Origin of the sequence: Streptomyces sp. NPDC057307 (genome assembly GCF_042667665.1) — a bacterium.
Lineage (GTDB): Bacteria > Actinomycetota > Actinomycetes > Streptomycetales > Streptomycetaceae > Streptomyces.
This window is the reverse complement of record NZ_JBHUZM010000040.1, coordinates 24,954-47,072: the sequence shown is the minus strand read 5'-3', so window position 1 is coordinate 47,072 and position 22,119 is coordinate 24,954. Positions and strand designations below refer to the sequence as shown.

The following is a 22,119-nucleotide window of genomic DNA, read 5'->3' as shown; positions in this document are numbered from 1 at the left end:
TGTCCCGAGGGCCGGCCGAGATCCCGCCGAAGGCCGGCCCGAGGCCCCGGCCCGACCGCCTGAAACGGCGTCAGTTTCGGGCCGACGGTGGGCGACACGAACGGGTGAAGCGGTAGGCACACGTGTCCGTCGCCGTTCACACCGGTAACCTCACCCCCATGGCCTCACGTACGTCCGGCAAGGGTTCCCAGGGCACGGCGGGCACCGCGAAACCGCGTGCCGGCCGTCCGAGCGGTGCCGCGAAGAAGGCGGCCCCCGCCGCCAAGGCCGTGGCGAAGAAGACAGCACCCACGAAGAAGGCACCGGCCAAGAAGGCTCCCGCGAAGAAGTCCGCGGCCAAACCGGCACCGAAGCCCGCACCGTCCCCGACGAACGGCGTCTACCGTCTCGTACGCGCCCTCTGGCTGGGTCTCGCGCACACGGTCGGCGCGATGTTCCGCGGCATAGGACGGGGCGCGAAGGGGCTCGACCCGGCACACCGCAAGGACGGCATCGCGCTGCTGCTGCTCGCGCTGGCCCTGATCGTCGCCGCCGGTACGTGGTCGAACCTGCGAGGCCCGGTCGGCGATCTCGTCGAGATGCTGATCACCGGTGCCTTCGGCCGGCTCGACCTGCTCGTCCCGATACTGCTGGGCGCCGTCGCCGTCCGGCTGATCCTCTATCCGCAGCGGCCCGAGGCCAACGGACGCATCGTCATCGGCCTCTCCGCGCTGGTGATCGGCGTCCTCGGGCTCGTGCACATCGCCTGCGGCTCCCCGGGCCGCGACGCGGGTACGGAGGCGATGCAGGACGCCGGCGGGCTCATCGGCTGGGCCGCATCCATGCCACTGATCTTCGCCATGGGCGAGGTGCTCGCCGTACCGATGCTGGTCCTGCTCACCGTTTTCGGGCTGCTCGTCGTCACGGCGACACCCGTCAACGCCATCCCGCAGCGGCTGCGCCAGCTCTGTGTCCGGCTCGGCATCCTCGATCCCGCCCCCGCCGACCGCTACGACGAGGAGCACGAGCGGGAGTACGACGGCGACGACGAGCGGTACGACGACCAGTGGCGTGAGGCCCTGCCCGCACGTGGCCGCCGCTCGGCGGCGCGGCGCGGCGAGGCACCCGAGGAGTACGACCCCGACCGGGCCGAGGCCGAGGCGCTGGTACGCCGCCGGCGCCCGCGCAGGCAGTCCGTGCAGCCCGGCCACGACCGGCCCATGGACGCCGTCGACGTGGCCGCGGCCGCCGCCGCCGCGCTGGACGGAGCCGTACTCAACGGGATGCCGCCCTCGCCGATCGTCGCCGACCTCACCCAGGGCGTCTCGGCCGACCGCACGCGGGACGCGGCGAAGGCACGGCCGGGGGAGCGTACGCGCGGGGCCGGCGGCAGATCGGGCACGGAATCGGCGGCCCGGCCGGGGGAGCGCTCCGTACCCACGGCGCGCGAGCCGGAGCCACGTGACGCCGCGGCGCGGTCGCTGCCCGGCGCCGTGGCCGACCTGACCAAGCCGCCACCCGCGCAGGACCGGCCGCTGCCCCCGCGCGCGGAGCAGCTTCAGCTCGCCGGCGACATCACCTACTCCCTGCCGTCCCTGGACCTGCTGGAACGGGGCGGCCCCGGCAAGACCCGCAGCGCCGCCAACGACGCGGTCGTCGACTCGCTGACCAACGTCTTCATGGAGTTCAAGGTCGACGCGACCGTCACCGGCTTCACCCGGGGACCGACCGTCACGCGCTACGAGGTCCAGCTCGGCCCGGCCGTGAAGGTCGAGCGCATCACCGCCCTCACCAAGAACATCGCCTACGCCGTGGCCAGCCCCGACGTCCGGATCATCAGCCCCATCCCCGGCAAGTCCGCCGTCGGCATCGAGATCCCCAACTCCGACCGGGAGATGGTCAACCTCGGCGACGTCCTGCGGCTCGCCGACGCCGCCGAGGACGACCACCCGATGCTGGTCGCGCTCGGCAAGAACGTCGAGGGCGGCTACGAGATGGCCAACCTCTCCAAGATGCCGCACCTGCTGGTCGCCGGCGCCACCGGATCCGGCAAGTCCTCCTGCATCAACTGCCTGATCACCTCGGTGATGGCGAGGGCGACCCCGGAGGACGTCCGGATGGTCCTCGTCGACCCCAAGCGGGTCGAGCTCACGGCGTACGAGGGCATCCCGCACCTGATCACGCCCATCATCACCAACCCCAAGCGGGCCGCCGAGGCGCTCCAGTGGGTCGTGCGGGAGATGGACCTGCGGTACGACGACCTCGCGGCGTACGGCTACCGCCACATCGACGACTTCAACCAGGCCGTACGCAAGGGCAAGGTCAAGGCCCCCGAGGGCAGCGAGCGCGAGCTGACGCCCTATCCGTATCTGCTGGTGATCGTGGACGAGCTGGCCGACCTGATGATGGTCGCGCCGCGCGACGTCGAGGACGCGATCGTCCGCATCACCCAGTTGGCCCGCGCCGCCGGTATCCATCTGGTGCTCGCCACCCAGCGCCCCTCGGTCGACGTCGTCACCGGTCTGATCAAGGCGAATGTGCCCTCCCGGCTCGCCTTCGCGACCTCCTCGCTCGCCGACAGCCGGGTCATCCTCGACCAGCCCGGCGCCGAGAAGCTGATCGGCAAGGGCGACGGGCTGTTCCTCCCCATGGGCGCCAGCAAGCCGACCCGTATGCAGGGCGCCTTCGTCACGGAGGAGGAGGTCGCGGCCGTCGTCCAGCACTGCAAGGATCAGATGGCGCCGGTCTTCCGGGAGGACGTCGTCGTCGGCACGGCCAAGAAGAAGCAGATCGACGAGGACATCGGCGACGATCTCGATCTGCTGTGCCAGGCGGCCGAGTTGGTGGTCTCCACACAATTCGGTTCGACATCCATGCTTCAGCGCAAGTTGCGCGTGGGTTTCGCCAAAGCGGGCAGGCTCATGGATCTGATGGAATCGCGGAACATCGTCGGTCCCAGCGAGGGTTCCAAGGCGCGTGATGTGCTGGTGAAGGCAGACGAGCTGGACGGAGTCCTCGCCGTCATCCGCGGCGAGCCCGCTCCCGAAGGAGCTGACGGAAATTGACGGAGCCCGAAGCGATCCGAGGGATATCTGGAGCAACCCTTTCCCCCGGTCGGACGTCAACGTGGAGAGAGAGACACCTCGGTGTCCCGCCGACACGCCGTCCGGCCATTCAGATGGCGTACAAAGTGCGTCCGCCCGGTTGCCCCACCCTTTCGTACCACCCATAGACTGAACTTCCAGCAGGTGGCTACACGCTCGAAAGGCACTCCCGTGTCCATCGGCAACTCCCCCGAAGACGACCAGCCTTCCGCCGTCGACCCCGCTGAGGACGAGCGGCCCGCGACCGAAGAGGACAAGCCTTCGGTCGGTCACGTCCTCCAGCAAGCACGCACCGCCGCAGGTCTGACCATCGAAGAGGTCAGCGCCTCCACCCGGGTGCGCGTTCCCATCGTGCAAGCGATCGAGCAGGACGACTTCTCGCGCTGCGGCGGCGACGTCTACGCGCGAGGCCACATCCGCACGCTCGCGCGCTCCGTCGGGATCGACCCCGAACCTCTTGTCGGGCAGTACGACTCCGAGCACGGCGGGCGCCCCGCGCCGACGCCCGCGGCCCCGCTGTTCGAGGCCGAGCGCATCCGTCCGGAGCGGCGCCGTCCCAACTGGACGGCGGCCATGGTCGCCGCGATCGTCGCGGTGATCGGCTTCGTCGGCTTCACCATGTTCAACGGCACCGACGAGGAGGGCCAGGGCAAGCAGATCGCCGAAGGCCCCGCGCCCGAGAAGACGACCTCCGAGCCGAGCACCACGAAGCCCGCCGACCCGAAGCCCGACCCGTCGGACAGCGCCATCGCCGCGGCCCCGGCCGACAAGGTGACCGTCAAGCTCTCCGCGGTCGAGGACAAGAGCTGGATCTCCGCCAAGTCCCCCAACGGTGAACTGATCTTCGACGGACTGCTTCTCAAGGGTGAGTCCAAGACCTTCCAGGACGACGAGCAGATCGACTTCATCCTCGGCAACGCCGGGGTCATCGACATCTTCGTCAACGGCAAGCAGGTCGACGAGGACTTCAAGCCCGGCCAGGTCGAGCGGCCGTCGTACACGAAGGGCGACCCCGAGGCGGGCTGATGCCGCGGCCGGCGCCGGGCGGGATCCGAAGGCGTCGGCGGGCATCGGGTGAGTGGTCGTCGGGAGACGCGCGGAGGCCGTCGGGGAGCGGCGCGCGGTCCCCGGACGGGCCGGGCAACCCTGCACGGCAGGAGGGCGGCCAGGACAAAGTAGTCTTGAGCCCATGCCCGAACGCCGTACCGTCGCCCTTGTCACGCTTGGCTGCGCCCGTAACGAGGTGGACTCGGAGGAGCTTGCAGGCCGCTTGGCAGCGGACGGCTGGGAGCTCGTCGAGGAAGCCGCCGACGCGGACGTCGCCGTCGTCAACACCTGCGGCTTCGTCGAAGCCGCCAAGAAGGACTCCGTCGACGCCCTGCTGGAAGCCAACGATCTGAAGGATCACGGCAGAACCCAGGCCGTCGTCGCCGTCGGCTGCATGGCCGAGCGCTACGGCAAGGAACTCGCGGAATCGCTCCCCGAAGCGGACGGCGTGCTCGGATTCGACGACTACGCCGACATCTCGGACCGCCTCCAGACCATCCTCAACGGCGGTATCCACGCCTCGCACACGCCCCGCGACCGGCGCAAGCTGCTCCCGCTGAGCCCGGCCGACCGCCAGGGCGCCACCGGTGTGGCCCTGCCCGGACACGGTGCCGAGGCGACGCCTCCTCCTACCGAGGCGGTCATCCCCGCTCCCGCGGACCTGCCGCAGGGACTCGCACCCGCCTCCGGTCCGCGCGCCCCGCTGCGCCGGCGTCTCGACAACAGCCCCGTCGCCTCCGTGAAGCTGGCCTCCGGGTGCGACCGGCGCTGCACCTTCTGCGCCATCCCCTCCTTCCGCGGCTCCTTCATCTCGCGCCGTCCCTCCGACGTGCTGGGTGAGACGCGCTGGCTGGCCGAGCAGGGCGTCAAGGAGGTCATGCTCGTCTCCGAGAACAACACCTCCTACGGAAAAGACCTCGGCGACATCCGCCTCCTGGAGACGCTGCTGCCCGAACTCGCGGCGGTCGACGGGATCGAGCGCGTACGGGTCAGCTACCTCCAGCCCGCCGAGATGCGCCCCGGACTCATCGACGTCCTGACGTCGACGCCCGGCGTCGCCCCGTACTTCGACCTGTCCTTCCAGCACTCCGCGCCCTCCGTGCTACGCGCGATGCGTCGCTTCGGCGACACCGACCGCTTCCTGGAACTGCTGGAGACGATCCGGGGCAAGGCCCCGCAGGCGGGCGTGCGCTCCAACTTCATCGTGGGCTTCCCGGGCGAGACCGAGGCGGACTTCGCGGAGCTGGAACGGTTCCTCACCGGCGCGCGGCTCGACGCCATCGGTGTGTTCGGTTACTCGGACGAGGACGGCACCGAGGCGGCGACGTACGAGCACAAGCTCGACGAGGACGTCGTGGCCGAACGGCTGGCGCATCTGTCGCGGCTGGCCGACGAGCTGACCTTGCAGCGGGCCGAGGAGCGCCTGGGGGAGACCCTGACGGTGCTCGTGGAGTCCGTCTCCGACTCCTCGGACGACGCCGAGGAGCCCGCCGTGGGCCGGGCCGCCCACCAGGCGCCCGAGACCGACGGCCAGGTGATCTTCACGTCGGGCGAGGGCCTGCGTCCCGGTCGTATGGTCGAGGCAAAGGTGGTCGGCACCGAGGGCGTGGACCTGGTGGCCGAGTACTGCGGCTTCACCGGGGACGAGCCCCGGAGCGCCGGCGAGGAGGCAGCCAGATGACCGGAGTCCCGGCATCGGCCGAGGGCGGCCAGGGTAGGCCGGTGCCCGGCGGCAAGCTGGGGGCTGCGGCCGTCAATCAGGCCAGCGTGTGGAACATCGCCAACATCCTCACCATGATGCGGCTGGTGCTTGTACCGGCCTTCGTGGCGCTGCTGTTCCAGGACGGCGGATACGATCCCGCCTGGCGCGCCTGGGCCTGGGCCGCGTTCGCCGTGGCCATGATCACCGACATCTTCGACGGGCATCTGGCCCGTACGTACAACCTGGTCACCGACTTCGGGAAGATCGCCGACCCGATCGCAGACAAGGCGATCATGGCGGCGGGGCTGGTCAGTCTCTCCGTGCTGGGGGATCTGCCGTGGTGGGTGACCGGCGTCATTCTCTTCCGCGAGCTCGGGATCACGCTGATGCGGTTCTGGGTGATCCGGCTCGGGGTCATTCCGGCCAGCCGCGGCGGCAAGATGAAGACGCTGGCGCAGGGAGTGGCCGTCGGCATGTACGTGCTGGCGCTGACGGGGCCGCTGGCCACGCTGCGGTTCTGGGTGATGGCGCTCGCGGTCGTGCTGACCGTGCTGACCGGCCTGGACTATGTGCGTCAGGCGATCGTCCTACGGAGGTCGGGCCTGGCGGCCGAGACCGACCGGGCGGAGAGCGCTTCGTGACCTTGGGGAGGGCCGGGACGTCTGCGACTGCGGGAAGGTCCGGGACGCAGGGTGGTGCGGGGGCCGTACCGGCCGCCGGGAAGGATGCGGCCGCCGACGACGTTCCACTGAGGGAGGTCGCCGCCCGGGTACTCGATCTGCTCGTACGGCGAGGAGCGACGCTGGCGGTGGCGGAATCGCTGACCGGCGGTCTCGTGGCCGCGGAACTGACCTCCGTCCCCGGCGCCTCGAAGGTGCTCCGCGGGGGAATCACGGCCTACGCGACGGACGTCAAGCGCGACGTCCTCGGCGTGGACGGAACACTTCTGGCCGAGCGGGGCGCGGTGGATCCCGAGGTCGCACGGCAGATGGCCGTCGGCGTACGGGACGTACTGACCGCCGGCTGGGGCATCTCGACCACCGGCGTCGCGGGTCCCGAACCACAGGACGGACAGTCCGTGGGCACCGTCTACGTGGCGGCGAGCGGTCCGGACGGTGCCGAGAAAGTGGCCGCACTGCGGTTGAACGGTGACCGGGCGGAAATCCGTAGAGAGAGTGTACGGAGCGTGCTGGAACTGCTCTCCGGCGAACTGACCGGGAACGGGCGGACACAGGATACGGAACGGAACGGGGGGACTTGATGTTTGCAGCCCTGAGTGAACACGACATCGCTCCCCGCACGGCCGCGGCGCGAGGCGGTACGGTGGGGCGAGAAGGATGCGGCTACGCGGTCCGAGGAGGGAGCCACCGATGATTCTGCTCCGTCGCCTGCTTGGTGACGTACTGCGTCGGCAGCGCCAGCGCCAGGGCCGTACTCTGCGCGAAGTCTCCTCGTCCGCCCGAGTCTCGCTCGGCTATCTCTCCGAGGTGGAGCGGGGGCAGAAGGAGGCTTCTTCCGAGCTGCTCTCCGCTATCTGCGACGCGCTTGACGTACGGATGTCCGAGCTCATGCGCGAAGTGAGCGACGAACTGTCGTTGGCCGAGCTGGCCGCGTCCGCAGCGGCCACTCAGCCGGTGCCCGCGGCGGTACGTCCGATGCTCAATTCCGTCTCCGTGACGTCGGTGGCAGGTGTGCCGACGGAGCGGGTGACCATCAAGGCGCCTGCGGAAGCGGTGGATGTCGTCGCCGCTTGATCCGTACGGCGTGACCGAGGCCTGAGCCCCGGACGGTCCCAGTGACCGGCCGGGGCTTCTGCTTTGCCTGACCCCGCCCGCTCCCGCCTGAGCCCGCCTGAGCCCGGCCATGCTGCCGACGGGGCGACGGTCGCGTTCTGAATTTCACCGATTTCCCCGAAATGATCCTTTTGGGGTCTTGTGCCATGGTGGGCATACGTGTGAATGAACTGGAGGACGCCCCATGTCTGTCGTCAAGAGTTCACTGCCCGAGGCGGATCTGAAGCTGGTCGGCGAGGCCCTGCAGGGCGCGCTCGTGGATCTGCTCGATCTCTCACTGGTGGCCAAGCAGGTGCACTGGAACATCGTCGGGCCCCGCTTCCGCTCCGTACACCTCCAGCTCGACGAGGTCGTCACCACGGCCCGGCAGCACTCCGACACCGTGGCGGAACGGGCCTCGGCGATCGGCGTGACCCCGGACGGCCGGGCGGCGACGGTCGCGGCGCAGAGCGCCATCGGCACCGTCCCCAGCGGCTGGATCAAGGACACGGACGCCGTACGGACGCTGGTGGACGCCCTCAGCGCGGTGATCGTTCGCATGCGTGAGCGGATCAGCGTGACCGACGAGCCCGACCCGATCACCCAGGACATCCTGATCGGACTGACGGCCGATCTTGAGAAGCACGCGTGGATGTTCCAGGCGGAGAGCGCCTAGGGCGCGTGAGGCGCGTGAGCTGGGTGCGGGGACAGGTGCGGGTGCTTCGTACGGTGTGCCGCCGCGAGGGTGGGACGTGCGCGGTGCACTGCTCCGATGCGCCCTTTCGCCGGATACGCGGGCCGGTCTAGCGTCGGTCTGAGGAGGCGGCCATGGCACGGCGACGGATCCTTCTGCCCGCTATCGCTCTGGGCGGGCTCTGGTGGTGGGCCGTACTGCGGCTCGCGCTGGCGCCCGAGCACGCCGGGGTCATCGAGGGGGCGGTGGCCGCGGGCGGCTGGGGGCTGAGCCTGCTGCCGGTGCACGCGGCGGCGCGTACGTCGGTGAGGTCCGTGAAGGGCGCCGTCACGGCGGTGGAGGGGGACGGCGCGGCCGGTTCTCAGGGAACGGGGCCCAACTGGCAGCGGGGACACCAGTAGACGGGGCGCTCGTCGTCGGTCGTCCTGCTGATGGGGGTGCCGCAGCGGCGGCAGGGGAGGCCGCCGCGGCCGTATACGTACAGATGGCGGCGTGACCGCTCCCTGTTGGCCTCCAGGAGCTTCTTCGCGGCCGTCACCAGCCGCTCGGGGGCCGGCAGGTCCCCGATGGGCAGCCAGGGGGTGGTGCGGGCGAGGAAACAGATCTCGCACCGGAAGACGTTGCCGACACCCGCGAGATTGCGCTGGTCCAGCAGCGCTTCCCCGATGGTGCGCGCCGGGTCGGTGAGCAGGTTGCGCAGGGCGGTGTCCGGGTCCCAGTCCGGCCCGAGGAGGTCCGGGCCCAGGTGGCCCACCACACTCTCCTCGTCCGCCGTGCGCAGGAGTTCCAGTACTGGCAGCCGGTAGCCGACGGCGACACGTTCGGCGTTGCCGAGGATCGCCCGGATCTGGTGGCCGGGGCCGCCGCGCCAGCGCTCGTCGGGGCCGTACACCCGCCACGCTCCGTCCATCCGCAGATGTGAGTGGAGGGTGAGGCCGCCGTCGACGCGGGTCAGGAGATGCTTGCCGCGCGGGGTGACGTCCAGGACCGTCCGGCCGGTGAGGTCGGAGGTCGCGAACCGGGGGACGCGGAGGTCGGACCGGGTCAGGACCCGCCCGGCGAGGGCGGTGTGCAGGCGCTGCGCGGTCTGCAGGACGGTGTCACCTTCGGGCATGTTTCCATCATGCGCGAGATGGTCCTCGTGACGGGCGGCGTACGGGGTGTGGCGTGCGGAGATGTACGGAGACGGGCCCGGCCGGGCGGAAGGATTCCGGAACGGTGTCAGGCCCGCAGCCGAAGGCCCCTCGGGGTGGCGTGGAAGCCCGCCGACTCCAGGACGCGGCCCACGGGTGAGGTCAGCGCCTGCTCCCCGTTGGCCCGCTCCACCGTGACCGTACCGAGCGCGCCGGCGCGGGCGGCGGCCGCCAGGGCCTCGGCCGCCGAACGCAGCGCCGGGTCGTCGTCGGCGTCCGGACGCGCCGGGTCGGACCCGGTGGCCTCCTCGCCCGGCCAGGCGAGGAGGGTTTTGCCGCCACGCTCCATGTACAGCGTCAGCACGCCGTCGACGAGGACGACCAGGGAGCCCGCCTTGCGGCCCGGCTTGTGGCCGGCGCCCGCCGGCGGATCCGGCCAGGGCAGCGCCGCTCCGTACGCGTTCGCGGGGTCGGCGGCGGCCAGGACCACGGCGCGGGGCGACGGGTCGGAGGCGGCGCGGTCCCGGGCCGTGGAGGCCGCGCGGAGACGGTCCACCGCGCCGTCCATGGCGAACTGGGCCGCGCCGAGGCCCTCGACGACATAGCCGCGGCGGGCCTGCCCGCTGTCCTCGAAGACGGACAGCACCCGGTACACGGCCGAGAAGCCGCCCTCGATGCCTTCGGAGGCGACGGCTCCCCGGGTCACCACGCCGTGCCGGTCGAGGAGTGTGCGGGCCAGGGCGTGGGCACGGCGTGTGGTGTCCGGATCGGCGGCCGGGAGCAGCGACCAGCGTCCGCTCACGGTCGGTGGCCCCGTACGGGAGGCGGGCCGGGCCCCGGCGGTGAGGGTGCCGTAACGGCCGCGTGGGACGGTCCGTTTGGCGCGGTGGGCCGTCGAGCCCGCCGTACGCCCGGAGCCGAGGAGCGAGCGCAGCGGCGCCAGGGTGTCGTTCGTCAGCCGCCCCGACCAGGCCAGGTCCCAGACGGCGTCGGCCAGTTGGGGGTCGGTGGCGTCGGGGTGGGTGGTGGCGCGCACCTGGTCGGTGATCTGACGGAAGAACAGGCCGTAGCCGCCGGACAGCGTGGTGAGGACCGATTCGTGCAGCGCCGTCAGCTCAAGGGGGTGCGGCGGCGGGAGCAACAGCGGTGCGGAGTCCGCGAGATAGAGGGAGATCCAGCCGTCCTTGCCGGGGAGCGCCCCGGCTCCGGCCCAGACGACCTCGCCCGTGGTGGTCAGCTCGTCCAGGAGCGTCGGGGCGTATCCCGTGACCCGGGAGGGGAGCGCCAGCTTCTCCAGCGCGGACGCCGGGATGGGCGCGCCCTGCAACTGCTCGATCGCGCGGGCCAGTCCGTCGATGCCGCGCAGACTGTGGCTGCCCAGATGCTGCCACTGCGGCAGGAACGTGGCGAGCGCGGCGGGCGGCACCGGCTCCAGCTCGTGCCGCAGCGCGGCGAGCGACCTGCGGCGCAGTCGGCGCAGGACCGTGGCGTCGCACCACTCCTGGCCGATCCCGGACGGGTGGAACTCGCCCTGCACGACACGGCCGCCGGCGGCGAGCCGTTGCAGCGCGCCTTCGGTGACGGCGGGGCCGAGCCCGAAACGCTCGGCGGCCGCCGAGGAGGTGAACGGGCCGTGGGTGCGGGCGTAACGGGCCAGGAGATCGCCCAGGGGGTCCTTCACCGGCTCGGTGAACGCCTCGGGGACGCCGACGGGCAGGGCGGTGCCGAGCGCGTCACGCAGCCGGCCGGCGTCCTCGATCGCCGCCCAGTACTCGGCGCCGGCGATCCGGACCCGGATGGCGCGGCGGGACGCGGCGAGATCCGCCGGCCATCGCGGCTCGGATCCGCGCCGCGCCAACTCGTCGTCGGTGAGGGGGCCGAGGACCCGCAGCAGGTCGGCGACACCCTCCACGTCCTTGATGCGGCGGTCGTCGGTGAGCCACTGCAGCTCGCGCTCCAGCTCCGCCAGGACGTCGGCGTCCAGCAGCTCGCGCAGCTCCGCCTGTCCGAGCAGTTCGGCCAGCAGCCGCGAGTCGAGGGACAGCGCGGCGGCGCGCCGCTCCGCGAGGGGGGAGTCACCCTCGTACAGAAACTGCGCCACATATCCGAAGAGGAGCGAACGGGCGAACGGGGAAGGCTCGGTGGTCGTGACCTCGACCAACCGGACCCGGCGGGATTCGATGTCGCCCATCAGCTCGGTGAGACCGGGCACGTCGAAGACGTCCTGGAGACATTCCCGGACGGCTTCCAGGACGATGGGGAACGAACCGAACTCGCTCGCCACCTGCAGCAGTTGGGACGCCCGCTGGCGCTGCTGCCACAGCGGTGTGCGCTTGCCGGGACTGCGGCGCGGCAGCAGCAGGGCGCGCGCCGCGCACTCACGGAAACGGGCGGCGAACAGCGCGGAGCCGCCCACCTGGTCGGTGACGATCTGCCCGATCTCGCCCCGCTCGAAGGCGACATCACCGGCGCCGACCGGCGCCTGCTCGTTGTCGTACGTCGCGTCGGGCGACATCGGGTCCTGGTCGAGGAGGTCCAGACTCATCAGATCGGCGTCGGGCAGCCGCAGCACGATGCCGTCGTCGGCGTGCATGACCTGGGCGTCCATCCCGTACCGCTCGGCGAGCCGGGCGCCGAGCGCCAGCGCCCACGGGGCGTGCACCTGGGCACCGAACGGGGAGTGGATGACGACCCGCCAGTCGCCCAGATCGTCGCGGAACCGCTCCACGAGGATCGTCCGGTCGTCGGGGACATGGCCGCAGGCGCGGCGTTGCTCGTCCAGATACGCCAGGACGTTGTTCGCCGCCCAGGCGTCGAGGCCGGCGGCCACCAGCCGAAGCCGGCCGTCCTCCGGGGACAGCGCCCCCACCTCGCGCAGGAACGCCCCTACCGCGCGCCCCAGTTCCAGCGGTCGGCCCAGCTGGTCGCCCTTCCAGAAAGGCAGCCGGCCGGGCACCCCGGGGGCGGGGGAGACCAGCACCTGGTCGCGGGTGATGTCCTCGATACGCCACGAGGTCGTGCCGAGCGTGAAGACGTCACCGACCCGCGACTCGTACACCATCTCCTCGTCCAGCTCGCCCACCCGGCCGCCGCCCTTGCGGCCCTTGCCGTCGCCGGAACCGGCACCGGAGGCCCCGGCGAGGAACACACCGAACAGGCCCCGGTCCGGGATCGTGCCGCCCGAGGTGACGGCGAGACGCTGCGCACCGGGGCGGCCCGTGACCGTACCCGTCACGCGGTCCCACACCACACGGGGGCGCAGCTCGGCGAACGCGTCGGACGGATAGCGGCCCGCGAGCATGTCGAGGACGGCGGTGAAGGCCGACTCGGGGAGCGAGGCGAACGGCGCGGCGCGGCGGGCGAGAGCGAGCAGGTCGTCGGCCTGCCAGGTGTCGAGCGCGACGGTCGCGACGAGTTGCTGGGCCAGTACGTCCAGCGGATTGGTGGGGATCCGCAGGGCCTCGATGGAGCCGGTGCGCATCCGCTCGGTGACGACGGCGGCCTGCACCAGATCGCCGCGGTACTTGGGGAAGACGACGCCCGTGGAGACCGCGCCCACCTGGTGGCCGGCCCGGCCCACGCGCTGGAGGCCGGAGGCCACGGACGGTGGTGACTCGACCTGGATGACCAGGTCCACCGCTCCCATGTCGATCCCCAGCTCCAGGCTGGACGTGGCCACGACGGCGGGTAGGCGGCCCGCCTTGAGGTCCTCCTCGACCCGGGCGCGCTGCTCCTTGGAGACGGAGCCGTGGTGGGCCCGGGCCATCAGGGGCGGGGCGCCCTTGGCGGCGCCCGACTCGGCCATGATCTCGGCGGGGGAGTGGGCCTCGGGCATGGCCTCGCCCGTGGCCCGTTCGTACGCGATCTCGTTGAGCCTGTTGCACAGGCGCTCCGCGAGGCGACGCGAGTTGGCGAAGACGATCGTCGAACGGTGGGCCTGGACGAGATCGGCGATCCGCTCCTCGACGTGCGGCCAGATCGACGGCTTGTCGCCGTCGCCGGTACCGCCGCCGCTCCCGCTGTCGGCCGCCGGGGAGCCGCCCAGCTCGCCCAGATCCTCGACGGGGACGACCACCGACAGATCGAACTCCTTCCCGGAAGGAGGCTGCACGATCTCGACCCGGCGCTGCGGGGAGAGATAGCGGGCGACCTCGTCCACCGGGCGCACCGTGGCCGACAGGCCGATACGGCGGGCCGGGCGCGGCAGCAACTCGTCGAGCCGTTCCAGGGAGACCGCGAGATGAGCGCCGCGCTTCGTCCCCGCCACGGCGTGGACCTCGTCGAGGATCACCGTCTCGACACCCGCCAGCGCGTCGCGCGCCGATGAGGTGAGCATCAGGAAGAGCGACTCGGGGGTCGTGATCAGGATGTCCGGCGGCTTGGTGGACATCGAGCGGCGCTCGGCGGCCGGGGTGTCGCCGGAACGGATACCGACACGGATCTCCGGCTCGGGCCGGCCGAGGCGGACGGACTCCTGCCGGATGCCGGTGAGGGGGCTGCGCAGATTGCGCTCCACATCCACCGCGAGGGCCTTGAGCGGGGACACGTACAGCACCCGACAGCGCTTCCGCGCCTCGGCGGGCGGGGGGACCGAGGCCAGCCGGTCGAGGGCGGCGAGGAAGGCGGCCAGGGTCTTGCCGGAGCCGGTCGGGGCCACGACCAGCACGTCCGAGCCCTCGGCGATGGCACGCCAGGCCCCCTCCTGCGCGGGGGTGGGCGCGGAGAAGGCCCCCGAGAACCAGCCGCGGGTCGCGGGGGAGAACGAGTCGAGTGCGGAACCGGCCATCACACCATCGTGCACCCGACCACTGACAATCGCCCGGACCTGCGGAAACGGATGGGCGGCCGCGGCGCGGAGGGTGGGTTCCGGGCGGTCGAGGCGCGGGGGCGCGATGCGCGGGGCCGGGCGAAACCGGGAGGTGGGACGGGGCGCGGCCGGTGCAGACTGGGAGCATGGCGGCTCGGGAGCAGGCACGGCACTGGCGCTACCCGGAGCTGCCCGGCGTCGACCTCCTGCGCGCCAAGTACATCGACAAGACCTTCGTCAGGCACACCCACGAGACGTTCGTCATCGCCGCGATCACCGACGGCGTGGAGGTGTTCCACCACGGCGGCGGTGACCAGTACGCGGGCCCCGGCTCCCTCGCGCTCGTCAACCCCGACACCCCGCACACCGGACACGCGCAGGGGCCCGAGGGCTGGCAGTACGGGGCCGTCTACCCGTCGCCCGACCTCGTCGCGGAGATCGCCGCCGAGACGACCTCCGTCCGCGGTACGCCTGGCTTCGTCGCCCCGGTCGTCGACGACCCGTACGCCGTCCGCCTCGTCCACCAGGTGCTGCGCGCCGCCGACGAGGGGAACGCCCTCGCCGCCGACACGCTGCTGCGGGTCGCCGTCACCCGCCTCCTGCGGCTGAACGGGGGGACGCTGCCGCACCGTACGGCGCGCGGCGCGGGCGCCAGGACGGCGGCACGCGCGCGTGCCGTGCTGGAGCGGCGGATGGCCGACCCGCCGTCGCTGGAGCGGCTCGCCGCCGAGCTGGGCACCAGTCCGTTCGCCCTGCTGCGGGCCTTCCGGGCCGAGTACGGCATGCCGCCGCACACCTGGCTCACCGACGCGCGGGTGCGGCGGGCACGGCATCTGCTGGACGCGGGGACGGCCCCCGCCGAAGTGGCCGGCCTCGTCGGTTTCACCGACCAGCCGCACCTCAACCGGCACTTCAGCCGGATCGTTGGGGTGCCGCCGGGCGCGTACCGCAGGGAGCGGACGCAGGGCGGCGCCTGAACGCAAGGTGGTGCCGGTCGGTGGTGCCGGTCGGCGATTCCGCGCGGTGGTGCCGGTCCGGAGTGCCGGTCGGTGGGGCTACGAGGTGGGGCCGCCCGGTGGGGTCATGAGGGCCACCAGGGGCTGCGTTCGCGCAGCACGCGCTGGGCCGTGCCCATGACGCCCGGGTAGCTCTTGCCGGGATACCACGGCACGGTGGCCAGTCGCCCGAAGGCCGGGATCGTCTCCATGTGGCGCACCATGCGCTCGCGCGTGTCCGGGTCGGGCAGCGGGCCACGCATGGCGGCGAGATTCTCCCGGACATGGTCGGGGTCGGACGTGGCCGGGAGCGCCACGGTCACGGCGGGGTGTGAGACGACCCACTTCAGGAAGAAGGCCGACCACGTCTCGATTCCGAACTTCCCGGCGAACGCGGGCAGTTCGTGCCCCCGCACGGCGTGGTGCAGCCGCGCCTTCTCCAGAGGCATGTTCACCAGGACGGCCACGCCGTGCTCGGCGGCGGCCCGCAGCACGGTCTCCTCGGCGGCCCTGGTGTGGATCGAATAGTGCACCTGGACGAAGTCCAGATCGCCGCGCTCCACCCAGCCCGTCATGAGGTCGTAGTAGGCGGGGTCGTGGTGCGAGACACCGAGATGACGGATCTCGCCCTCCGCCTTCAGCGCGTGCAGGAGCGGCAGCACCACATCGATGTTGACGAGGCTGTGGCACTGGAGGACGTCGATCGGCCGGTCGCGGCGCAGACGCTTCCGCGAGCGCTTGAGGATGTCCTCGGCCTGCCTCGTCTCCCACAGGTACTCGCCCGTCGTCCACACCTTGTCCGTGACGAACATCCGCTCACCGACACCGAGCGACTCCGTGGCGGCGCCGAGCGTCGACTCGGCCATGCCGTAGAGGGGCGAGCAGTCGAAGACCCGGCCGCCGCCCTCCCAGTGTCCGCGGACGACCTCACGCACCCTGCGGGACGCGCGCGGTGTGTGGGCGTCGAACGTCATGAACGAGCCCAGCCCGATCGACGGCAGCCGCTCCCCGGTGCGGGGCACCGTCTTGAGGACGAGGCCGTCGGGCGACGTACCGAGAGGGGCGCCGGCGGGCGCCCCGTTCGACGTGACCCCGCCCCCGCTCCGTCCGTGCGCGGCGGCGTCGGCCGAAAGCCCGGTCGCCGACAGGAGCCCGGCCGCGCCGGCCACGGCGCCCGCGGCTCCCGCGACGACGGTGCGGCGGCTCGGCGCCGACGAGGTGGGTGTGTGCTGGTGGTCCATGAGGAACTCCGTCCTTCGCGGCGCGTGCGTCGTCGGCCGCGCTTCTTTACGGATGCGGTCCTGAGGTCGGCTCGGTCCGGACCGTTTTGGTCCGGTTCAAGGAGTTTCGGGGTGCGCCGATGTGCGCGTCGGCGCGTGCGGCACCGACGCGTACGTCCGTTCATGGGGTGCGGGGCGAATGAGCCGTGGATGGTTCGGGACCGGCCCGAGGCCCTTGATCACACCCTGACAGCCGGGCCTCGGGGATGTCGACGGACTGTGCCCACCCGTCGGGAATGCTCGGATACCCTCCGGGTATGTCCGTCGATCTGCGGCTCATGCGGTACGTGATCGCGATCGCCGACGCGGGGGGCTTCGAGGGCGCGGCCGAGGCGCTGCACATGACGCAGCCACCGCTGAGCCGCCAGATCGCCGCCCTTGAGCGGGAGTTGGGCGTCCAGCTGTTCCACCGGCGGCCCACCAGGCCGACCGATGCGGGCCTCGTCTTCATCGAGTCGTGCCGCCGGATCGTGCGGGAGGCGGAGCAGGCCGTCGAGCGGGTACGGCTGGTCGGTGGCGTGGGCAAGGGCACCGTCCGGATCGGCTACACGGTGACGACGGCGTTCGACGAGATGCCCAAGCTCTTCGCCGCGATGCGTGAGCACCACCCGGGGATCCGGGTCGAAGCCAGAGAAGCCTGGGACACCGAGCTGACCGCCGCCCTGCGCGACCGCGAGATCGACGTGCTCCTCGGCCGGCTGGTGCGGATACCGTCCGGCCACCGCACGGCGACGATCCGACGCGATCCGCTGACCGCCGTGCTCGATGCCGGGCATCCGCTCGCGGGGCGCGCCGCGGTGGCGCTCCGGGAGTTACGGGGCGAGACGCTCCGGTTCTTTCCACGCGCCGTGGCGCCGCGCTACTACGACGGCGTCCTGGCCGCCCTCCGTACGTCGGGGGAGACCCTGGACGTATGGGAGAACCGGCTGCCCGGTCTGCGCAATCTGGCGTCTGCCCTGAGCGGACGGGACTTCATGATCCTGCCGAGTCCGCTGCGCGCGCATCTGCCCGCGAGCATGGTCGCCGTCCCCCTGCTCGACGACCTGCCCACCGTCGACCTCCAACTGGCCTGGCCACGTGACCCCCCGGCGGCGGTGGCCGGGCTCGTCGACACGGCGCGGCGGCTCGCCCGCGCGGAAGGCTGGCTGCCCACACGTCGCACGGGGCGCGCAAGAACGTACAAGACGGGGCCCGAGCCCGCCCCGTAGCGTCTCCGACGTGGCAGAACAGACAGCATCAGCAGACAGACCCGACACGGCGGGGATACCCGCCCGGCCGGCCCCGGAGACCAGGGACGAGGCGGGGACGGCCGCACCGGGCGCGAGCGCCCGCACAGGGCCGGGAGCCGCGCCCGGCAGTGGGCCCGACGACGCGGCGAGCGGTGAGCCGGAGGGGAAGCCGGACTCGGCCGTCATACGCGACGCGCTCGGCGTCGGCATCGCCGTGGGCCTCTCCGGCTTCGCCTTCGGCGTGACATCCGCCGGTGCGGGCCTCACCCTCCTGCAGAGCTGCGCGCTCAGCCTGCTGGTCTTCACCGGCGCCTCGCAGTTCGCCCTCGTCGGTGCGCTGGCGGCGGGCGGCAACCCGCTGACCGCCGCCGCCGGCGCCTTCTTCCTCGGCGTACGGAACACCTTCTACGGCCTGCGCCTGTCCCAACTCCTGGCGCTGCCACGCTTCGTACGCCCCTTCGCCGCCCAGTGGGTCATCGACGAGACGACGGCCGTCGCGCTCGCGCAGCCCACACGGCGCGGCGTACGCCTCGGGTTCACGGTCACCGGGCTCACCCTCTACGTGCTGTGGAACCTCACCACGCTGCTCGGGGCGCTCGGCGCCGACGCCATCGGCGACACCGACGCCTGGGGGCTCGACGCGGCCGGCCCCGCCGTCTTCCTGGCCCTGCTCGCCCCCATGCTGCGGACGACGACGGAGCGCGCGGTCGCCGCCATCGCCGTCGCTCTCGGGCTCGGCTTCCTGCCGGTGCTGCCCGCCGGTGTGCCGGTGCTGGTCGCCGCGCTCGCCGCCCCCACCGTGCTCTGGTACGAGGGCCGCGGAACCGGCCGAGGCACCGGCCGTGGGACCACCGACCGGAAGGGGACGGACCGTTGAGTATCTGGATCGCCATCGGACTGACCGCGGTCGGCTGCTACCTCGTCAAGCTGCTCGGGCTGCTCGTACCGGCGGGCGCGCTGGAGCGCCCCCTCGTCCAGCGGCTGTCCGCACTGCTGCCCGTGGCGCTGCTCGCCGCTCTCACGGCGCAGCAGGCATTCAGCGGCGCCGACGGCGCGCTGGTCGTCGACGCCAGGGCGGCGGGGCTCGCCGCGGCGGGGCTCGCGCTGGTGCTGCGCGCCCCGTTCCTGGTCGTCATCGCCGTGGCCGTCGCGGTGACCGCAGGAGTACGAGCCCTCGGCGGCTGACGCCGCGCCCCGCCGCCCCGCAGGGGTTCAGCCGAGGTCCCGGCCGTACGCGCGCAGCGTCCGCAGGGCCTCGATCGTCGCGAGGGGACGCCGCTCCAGGCCCGCGACGGGCTCCCCCGGAGGGCGGCCGGGCGGCCAGCCCCCGTCCTCGCGCTGCGCCCGCGCGAGAAAGCTGAGCGAGCCGTCCATCTCCTCGTCGGTGAACCAACGCCGGGCCACCGACTCGGGCACGCGCGCGTAGTCGTGCGGGAAGAGGCGTTCGCCGCCGGGCAGATCTCCGGCGGCGTGCACGGCCGCGCCCGGATACGCGTCGGGGCGGCCCGGATCCAGAACCGCCATCAGCCGCTCCCGTACAAGCCGTCCGAGCCGGTCGGCGGCGCCGGCCGCGCGTGCCCGGTCCGGCACACCGTCCAGAAAAGCGACCGCCGCGACGACCTCATAAGGATGCGGCTTCTCCAGCGCGCCGACGGCGGCCCAGCAGAAGTCGGTGGCCCGGAACAGCCAGGCGTGCCACACCTGATTGCGGTGCAGCAGTCCCACCACGGGACCGGTGGCGAGCAGCTCCCCTCGGCCGCGCGCGTCGTCGGTCCCCGCCGGCGGGTTCGCCGGGGGCAGCGCCCCGTCCGCCGCCGACACCAGCGTGAGATACCGGCACACCCGCTCCACCCGGGGCCCGCCGCAGCGCCCGACGGAGTCCAGCACGTACAGCGCGTGCGCCGTGTGCGTCGGGCGGCTCACGGGGCCGCGCAGACCGGGCTCCAGGCCGTGACCGTAACCACCGTCCTCGTTGCGGTACGCGGCGAGCGCGGTCTCGACGGCCTCCGCCCCGCCGCCCGTGAAGTGATGGGCGAACCGTCGCTGTTCGAGGACCCGCGCCGTCTGCCACACGAAGCGTTCCGCGCGGACGAGGGGAGTCGGCTGGGATGCTCTGGTCGCGGCCATTCACCGACCGTAGGACGCGAGGCGTCCCGCGCGGGGCGGACGGCCGCGGCTGCACTCTCAGGAGCGGGATACTGGCGTCATGCGGTTGACGATTTTCTGGGAACGGATGGCGGACCACTTCGGCCCCGCGTACGCGGACTCCTTCGCGCGCGACCATGTGATGGCGGAGCTGGGCGGCCGTACGGTGCACGAGGCCCTCGCCGCCGGCTGGGACGCCAAGGACGTCTGGAGGGCGGTCTGCGCCGCCATGGGTGTGCCCGCCGACAAACGGTGACGTCCGCGTACGCGAGACTGGCTCCGTGGCACTGACCGACGAAACAGCCCAGGAACCTCAGCCGTCCACCCCACCGCCGCCGCCCGCCGCGGCCGGGACCGGCGGTGAGTCCGCCCGCATGCCCCGGTGGCTGCCGCGGGCCATGGTGCTCGCGCTGACGCTCGTCGCCTGCTTCCAGCTGGGCAGTTGGGCGTTCCACCAGCTCATCGGGCTGTTGATCAACATCCTGATCGCCTTCTTCCTGGCGCTGGCGGTGGAGCCGGCCGTCAGCCGGATGGCCTCGCGCGGTGTACGGCGCGGAATGGCCACCTTCCTGGTCTTCATCGCGGTGCTGATCGCGAGCGTCGGCTTCGTCGTGCTGCTCGGTTCGATGCTCGCGGGGCAGATCATCGAGATCGTCGAGGACTTCCCGAAGTACCTCGACTCCCTGATCAACTGGATCAACCAGAACTTCCGTACCGAGCTGTCACGGGTGGCCGTCCAGGACAGCCTGCTCCACTCCGACTGGCTCCAGAGATACGTCCAGAACAGCGCGAGCGGCGTGCTCGACATCTCGACCACGGTGCTCGGCGGTCTCTTCCGGCTCCTGACGATCTTCCTGTTCTCGTTCTACTTCGCCGCCGACGGGCCGCGACTGCGGCGCACCGTGTGCTCCGTCCTGCCCCCGGCCAAGCAGGCCGAGGTACTGCGCGCCTGGGAGATCGCGGTCGACAAGACCGGCGGCTACATCTACTCGCGCGGACTGATGGCGCTGATCTCCGGCATCGCGCACTACATCCTGCTGGAGATCCTCGGGATCCCGTACGCGCCGGTGCTGGCGGTGTGGGTGGGCCTCGTCTCGCAGTTCCTGCCGACCATCGGCACCTATCTGGCCGGCGCCCTGCCGATGCTGATCGCCTTCACGGTGGACCCCTGGTACGCGGTGTGGGTCCTCGGATTCGTCGTGATCTACCAGCAGTTCGAGAACTACGTCCTCCAGCCCAAACTCACCGCCAGGACCGTCGACATCCATCCCGCCGTGGCCTTCGGCTCGGTCATCGCCGGTACGGCGCTGCTCGGGGCCGTCGGCGCGCTGATCGCCATCCCCGCGGTGGCGACGCTGCAGGCGTTCCTCGGGGCGTACGTGAAGCGCTACGACGTGACGGACGACCCGCGCGTGCACGGGCACCGGCGCCGGGGCAGCGGGCGCACGCTGGCGCGGCTGCGCCGGACACTGCGACGCGTCACCGCGCGCGTGAGGCCGCCCCGCCCGGAGGGCGGCGCCTGACGGCCTCGAAGCCCCTCTTCGTCGTGGTGCCGCGACGCCGCGATGCCGGACGAGATGAGTTCCGCCGGGCGCGGGAGTCGTCAGTGGTGGACGACGACTACCGACCGCGGAGGTCCGGGCATGCGTGACTTGATCGTCACCGAGAACATCACCGTCGACGGCGTCATCGACGCGTCGGCGCGTACCTCGACTCGGTGTCGAAGTACGTGGTCTCCCGCACGCCGGGCGACCCCGGCTGGCAGCACACCACGGTGCTGCGGGGCGAGGTCCGTGACGAGGTGCGGGAGTTGAAGGCCGGGCCGGGCGGAGACATCGTGACGACGGGCAGCGTGACGCTGACCCGGGAACTCGTCGCGGCCGGACTGGTCGACGAATACCGGCTGTTCGCGTATCCGGGGTCCTCGGGCACGGCCGGCGGCTGCTCGCCGACGCGTCCGAGGTGCCGAGACTGCGGCTGGTCCAGAGCGTGCCGTTCACCTCCGGCGTCGTGCTGCCGCGCTACCGCCCGACGTAACTCCCGTACGCGACACACCGGCGGGATGCGCTTGACACCAAAATCGAACAAGCATTCTCATGGACTCCGGGCCGGTTGGCCGGGGTCCCGGGAGCCGGAGTTTTCCACAGGCCGGGAGGACGTCGAGGCCCATTGTCAGTGGCAGGGGATAGCGTCTTCGATGTGAAGCGATCGACACAAGCAAATCGGGTGGAA

General features: G+C 72.0%; 19 protein-coding genes. 15 read left to right on the top strand and 4 right to left on the bottom strand.

The genetic code is table 11. The annotated features are described in order from the left end of the window. Positions 1-158 precede the first annotated feature (158 nt). The 8 genes from ACFUN8_RS17055 to ACFUN8_RS17020 all read left to right on the top strand — a co-directional run bounded on the left by ACFUN8_RS17055 (position 159) and on the right by ACFUN8_RS17020 (position 8,699). Complete coding sequence (locus ACFUN8_RS17055; RefSeq protein ID WP_383637449.1) at positions 159-3,044, top strand: DNA translocase FtsK; 2,886 nt, start codon at positions 159-161, stop codon at positions 3,042-3,044. 210 nt (positions 3,045-3,254) lie between these two features. Beyond that, positions 3,255-4,109, top strand: coding sequence for a helix-turn-helix domain-containing protein (locus ACFUN8_RS17050; protein WP_383637446.1), 855 nt, complete (start codon positions 3,255-3,257; stop codon positions 4,107-4,109). A gap of 163 nt (positions 4,110-4,272) precedes the next feature. Continuing rightward, positions 4,273-5,811 (top strand): 30S ribosomal protein S12 methylthiotransferase RimO, encoded by a 1,539-nt coding sequence (rimO, locus tag ACFUN8_RS17045; RefSeq protein ID WP_383637443.1) that lies wholly within the window; start codon positions 4,273-4,275, stop codon positions 5,809-5,811. Then, positions 5,808-6,473 (top strand): CDP-diacylglycerol--glycerol-3-phosphate 3-phosphatidyltransferase, encoded by a 666-nt coding sequence (gene pgsA, locus ACFUN8_RS17040; RefSeq protein WP_383637439.1) that lies wholly within the window; start codon positions 5,808-5,810, stop codon positions 6,471-6,473. The genes rimO and pgsA overlap by 4 nt, the downstream gene beginning before the upstream one ends. 107 nt (positions 6,474-6,580) lie before the next feature. Beyond that, positions 6,581-7,093, top strand: a complete 513-nt coding sequence (locus ACFUN8_RS17035) for a CinA family protein (protein ID WP_383637463.1) — start codon at positions 6,581-6,583, stop codon at positions 7,091-7,093. A gap of 109 nt (positions 7,094-7,202) precedes the next feature. Further along, on the top strand, positions 7,203-7,586 hold the full coding sequence (locus ACFUN8_RS17030; protein ID WP_383637436.1) for a helix-turn-helix domain-containing protein: 384 nt from the start codon (positions 7,203-7,205) through the stop codon (positions 7,584-7,586). 223 nt (positions 7,587-7,809) lie between these two features. Continuing rightward, positions 7,810-8,280 carry a Dps family protein gene (locus ACFUN8_RS17025; RefSeq protein WP_383637433.1) on the top strand — a complete coding sequence of 157 codons (471 nt, stop codon included), beginning with the start codon at positions 7,810-7,812 and terminating at the stop codon, positions 8,278-8,280. A gap of 152 nt (positions 8,281-8,432) precedes the next feature. After that, a complete protein-coding gene (locus tag ACFUN8_RS17020) occupies positions 8,433-8,699 on the top strand; it encodes a hypothetical protein (protein WP_383637430.1) in 267 nt (88 codons plus the stop codon). Here ACFUN8_RS17020 and ACFUN8_RS17015 read toward each other — a convergent pair. Then, positions 8,660-9,412, bottom strand: a complete 753-nt coding sequence (locus tag ACFUN8_RS17015; protein ID WP_383637427.1) for a DNA-formamidopyrimidine glycosylase family protein — start codon at positions 9,410-9,412, stop codon at positions 8,660-8,662. The genes ACFUN8_RS17020 and ACFUN8_RS17015 overlap by 40 nt on opposite strands. Positions 9,413-9,519: 107 nt before the next feature. Next, the gene (locus ACFUN8_RS17010; RefSeq protein WP_383637424.1) at positions 9,520-14,217 is read right to left on the bottom strand and encodes an ATP-dependent helicase; all 4,698 of its coding nucleotides are present in this window, start codon (positions 14,215-14,217) and stop codon (positions 9,520-9,522) included. Between the two features lie 167 nt (positions 14,218-14,384). Between ACFUN8_RS17010 and ACFUN8_RS17005 the strand changes: the two genes are divergently transcribed. Beyond that, a complete protein-coding gene (locus ACFUN8_RS17005) occupies positions 14,385-15,215 on the top strand; it encodes an AraC family transcriptional regulator (protein WP_383637421.1) in 831 nt (276 codons plus the stop codon). Between the two features lie 104 nt (positions 15,216-15,319). Here ACFUN8_RS17005 and ACFUN8_RS17000 read toward each other — a convergent pair whose 3' ends face one another. Further along, positions 15,320-16,474: an aldo/keto reductase gene (locus ACFUN8_RS17000; RefSeq protein WP_383637417.1), complete on the bottom strand. Its 1,155-nt coding sequence runs from the start codon at positions 16,472-16,474 to the stop codon at positions 15,320-15,322. A 296-nt stretch (positions 16,475-16,770) separates the two neighbouring features. Between ACFUN8_RS17000 and ACFUN8_RS16995 the strand changes: the two genes are divergently transcribed. The 3 genes from ACFUN8_RS16995 to ACFUN8_RS16985 all read left to right on the top strand — a co-directional run bounded on the left by ACFUN8_RS16995 (position 16,771) and on the right by ACFUN8_RS16985 (position 18,927). Continuing rightward, entirely contained in the window at positions 16,771-17,721 is a 951-nt protein-coding gene (locus tag ACFUN8_RS16995; RefSeq protein ID WP_383637415.1) for a LysR family transcriptional regulator, read from the top strand. Between the two features lie 205 nt (positions 17,722-17,926). After that, a complete protein-coding gene (locus ACFUN8_RS16990) occupies positions 17,927-18,619 on the top strand; it encodes an AzlC family ABC transporter permease (protein ID WP_383637460.1) in 693 nt (230 codons plus the stop codon). Further along, the gene (locus ACFUN8_RS16985; RefSeq protein WP_383637412.1) at positions 18,616-18,927 is read left to right on the top strand and encodes an AzlD domain-containing protein; all 312 of its coding nucleotides are present in this window, start codon (positions 18,616-18,618) and stop codon (positions 18,925-18,927) included. The genes ACFUN8_RS16990 and ACFUN8_RS16985 overlap by 4 nt, the downstream gene beginning before the upstream one ends. A 27-nt stretch (positions 18,928-18,954) precedes the next feature. Here ACFUN8_RS16985 and ACFUN8_RS16980 read toward each other — a convergent pair whose 3' ends face one another. Continuing rightward, positions 18,955-19,869, bottom strand: coding sequence for a hypothetical protein (locus tag ACFUN8_RS16980; protein WP_383637409.1), 915 nt, complete (start codon positions 19,867-19,869; stop codon positions 18,955-18,957). A 79-nt stretch (positions 19,870-19,948) separates the two neighbouring features. Between ACFUN8_RS16980 and ACFUN8_RS16975 the strand changes: the two genes are divergently transcribed. The 3 genes from ACFUN8_RS16975 to ACFUN8_RS16965 all read left to right on the top strand — a co-directional run bounded on the left by ACFUN8_RS16975 (position 19,949) and on the right by ACFUN8_RS16965 (position 22,090). After that, positions 19,949-20,143 (top strand): DUF3046 domain-containing protein, encoded by a 195-nt coding sequence (locus ACFUN8_RS16975; RefSeq protein WP_383637406.1) that lies wholly within the window; start codon positions 19,949-19,951, stop codon positions 20,141-20,143. 25 nt (positions 20,144-20,168) lie between these two features. Further along, positions 20,169-21,410: an AI-2E family transporter gene (locus ACFUN8_RS16970; protein WP_383637403.1), complete on the top strand. Its 1,242-nt coding sequence runs from the start codon at positions 20,169-20,171 to the stop codon at positions 21,408-21,410. 194 nt (positions 21,411-21,604) lie between these two features. After that, positions 21,605-22,090: a dihydrofolate reductase family protein gene (locus ACFUN8_RS16965; RefSeq protein ID WP_383637400.1), complete on the top strand. Its 486-nt coding sequence runs from the start codon at positions 21,605-21,607 to the stop codon at positions 22,088-22,090. Positions 22,091-22,119 lie beyond the last annotated feature (29 nt).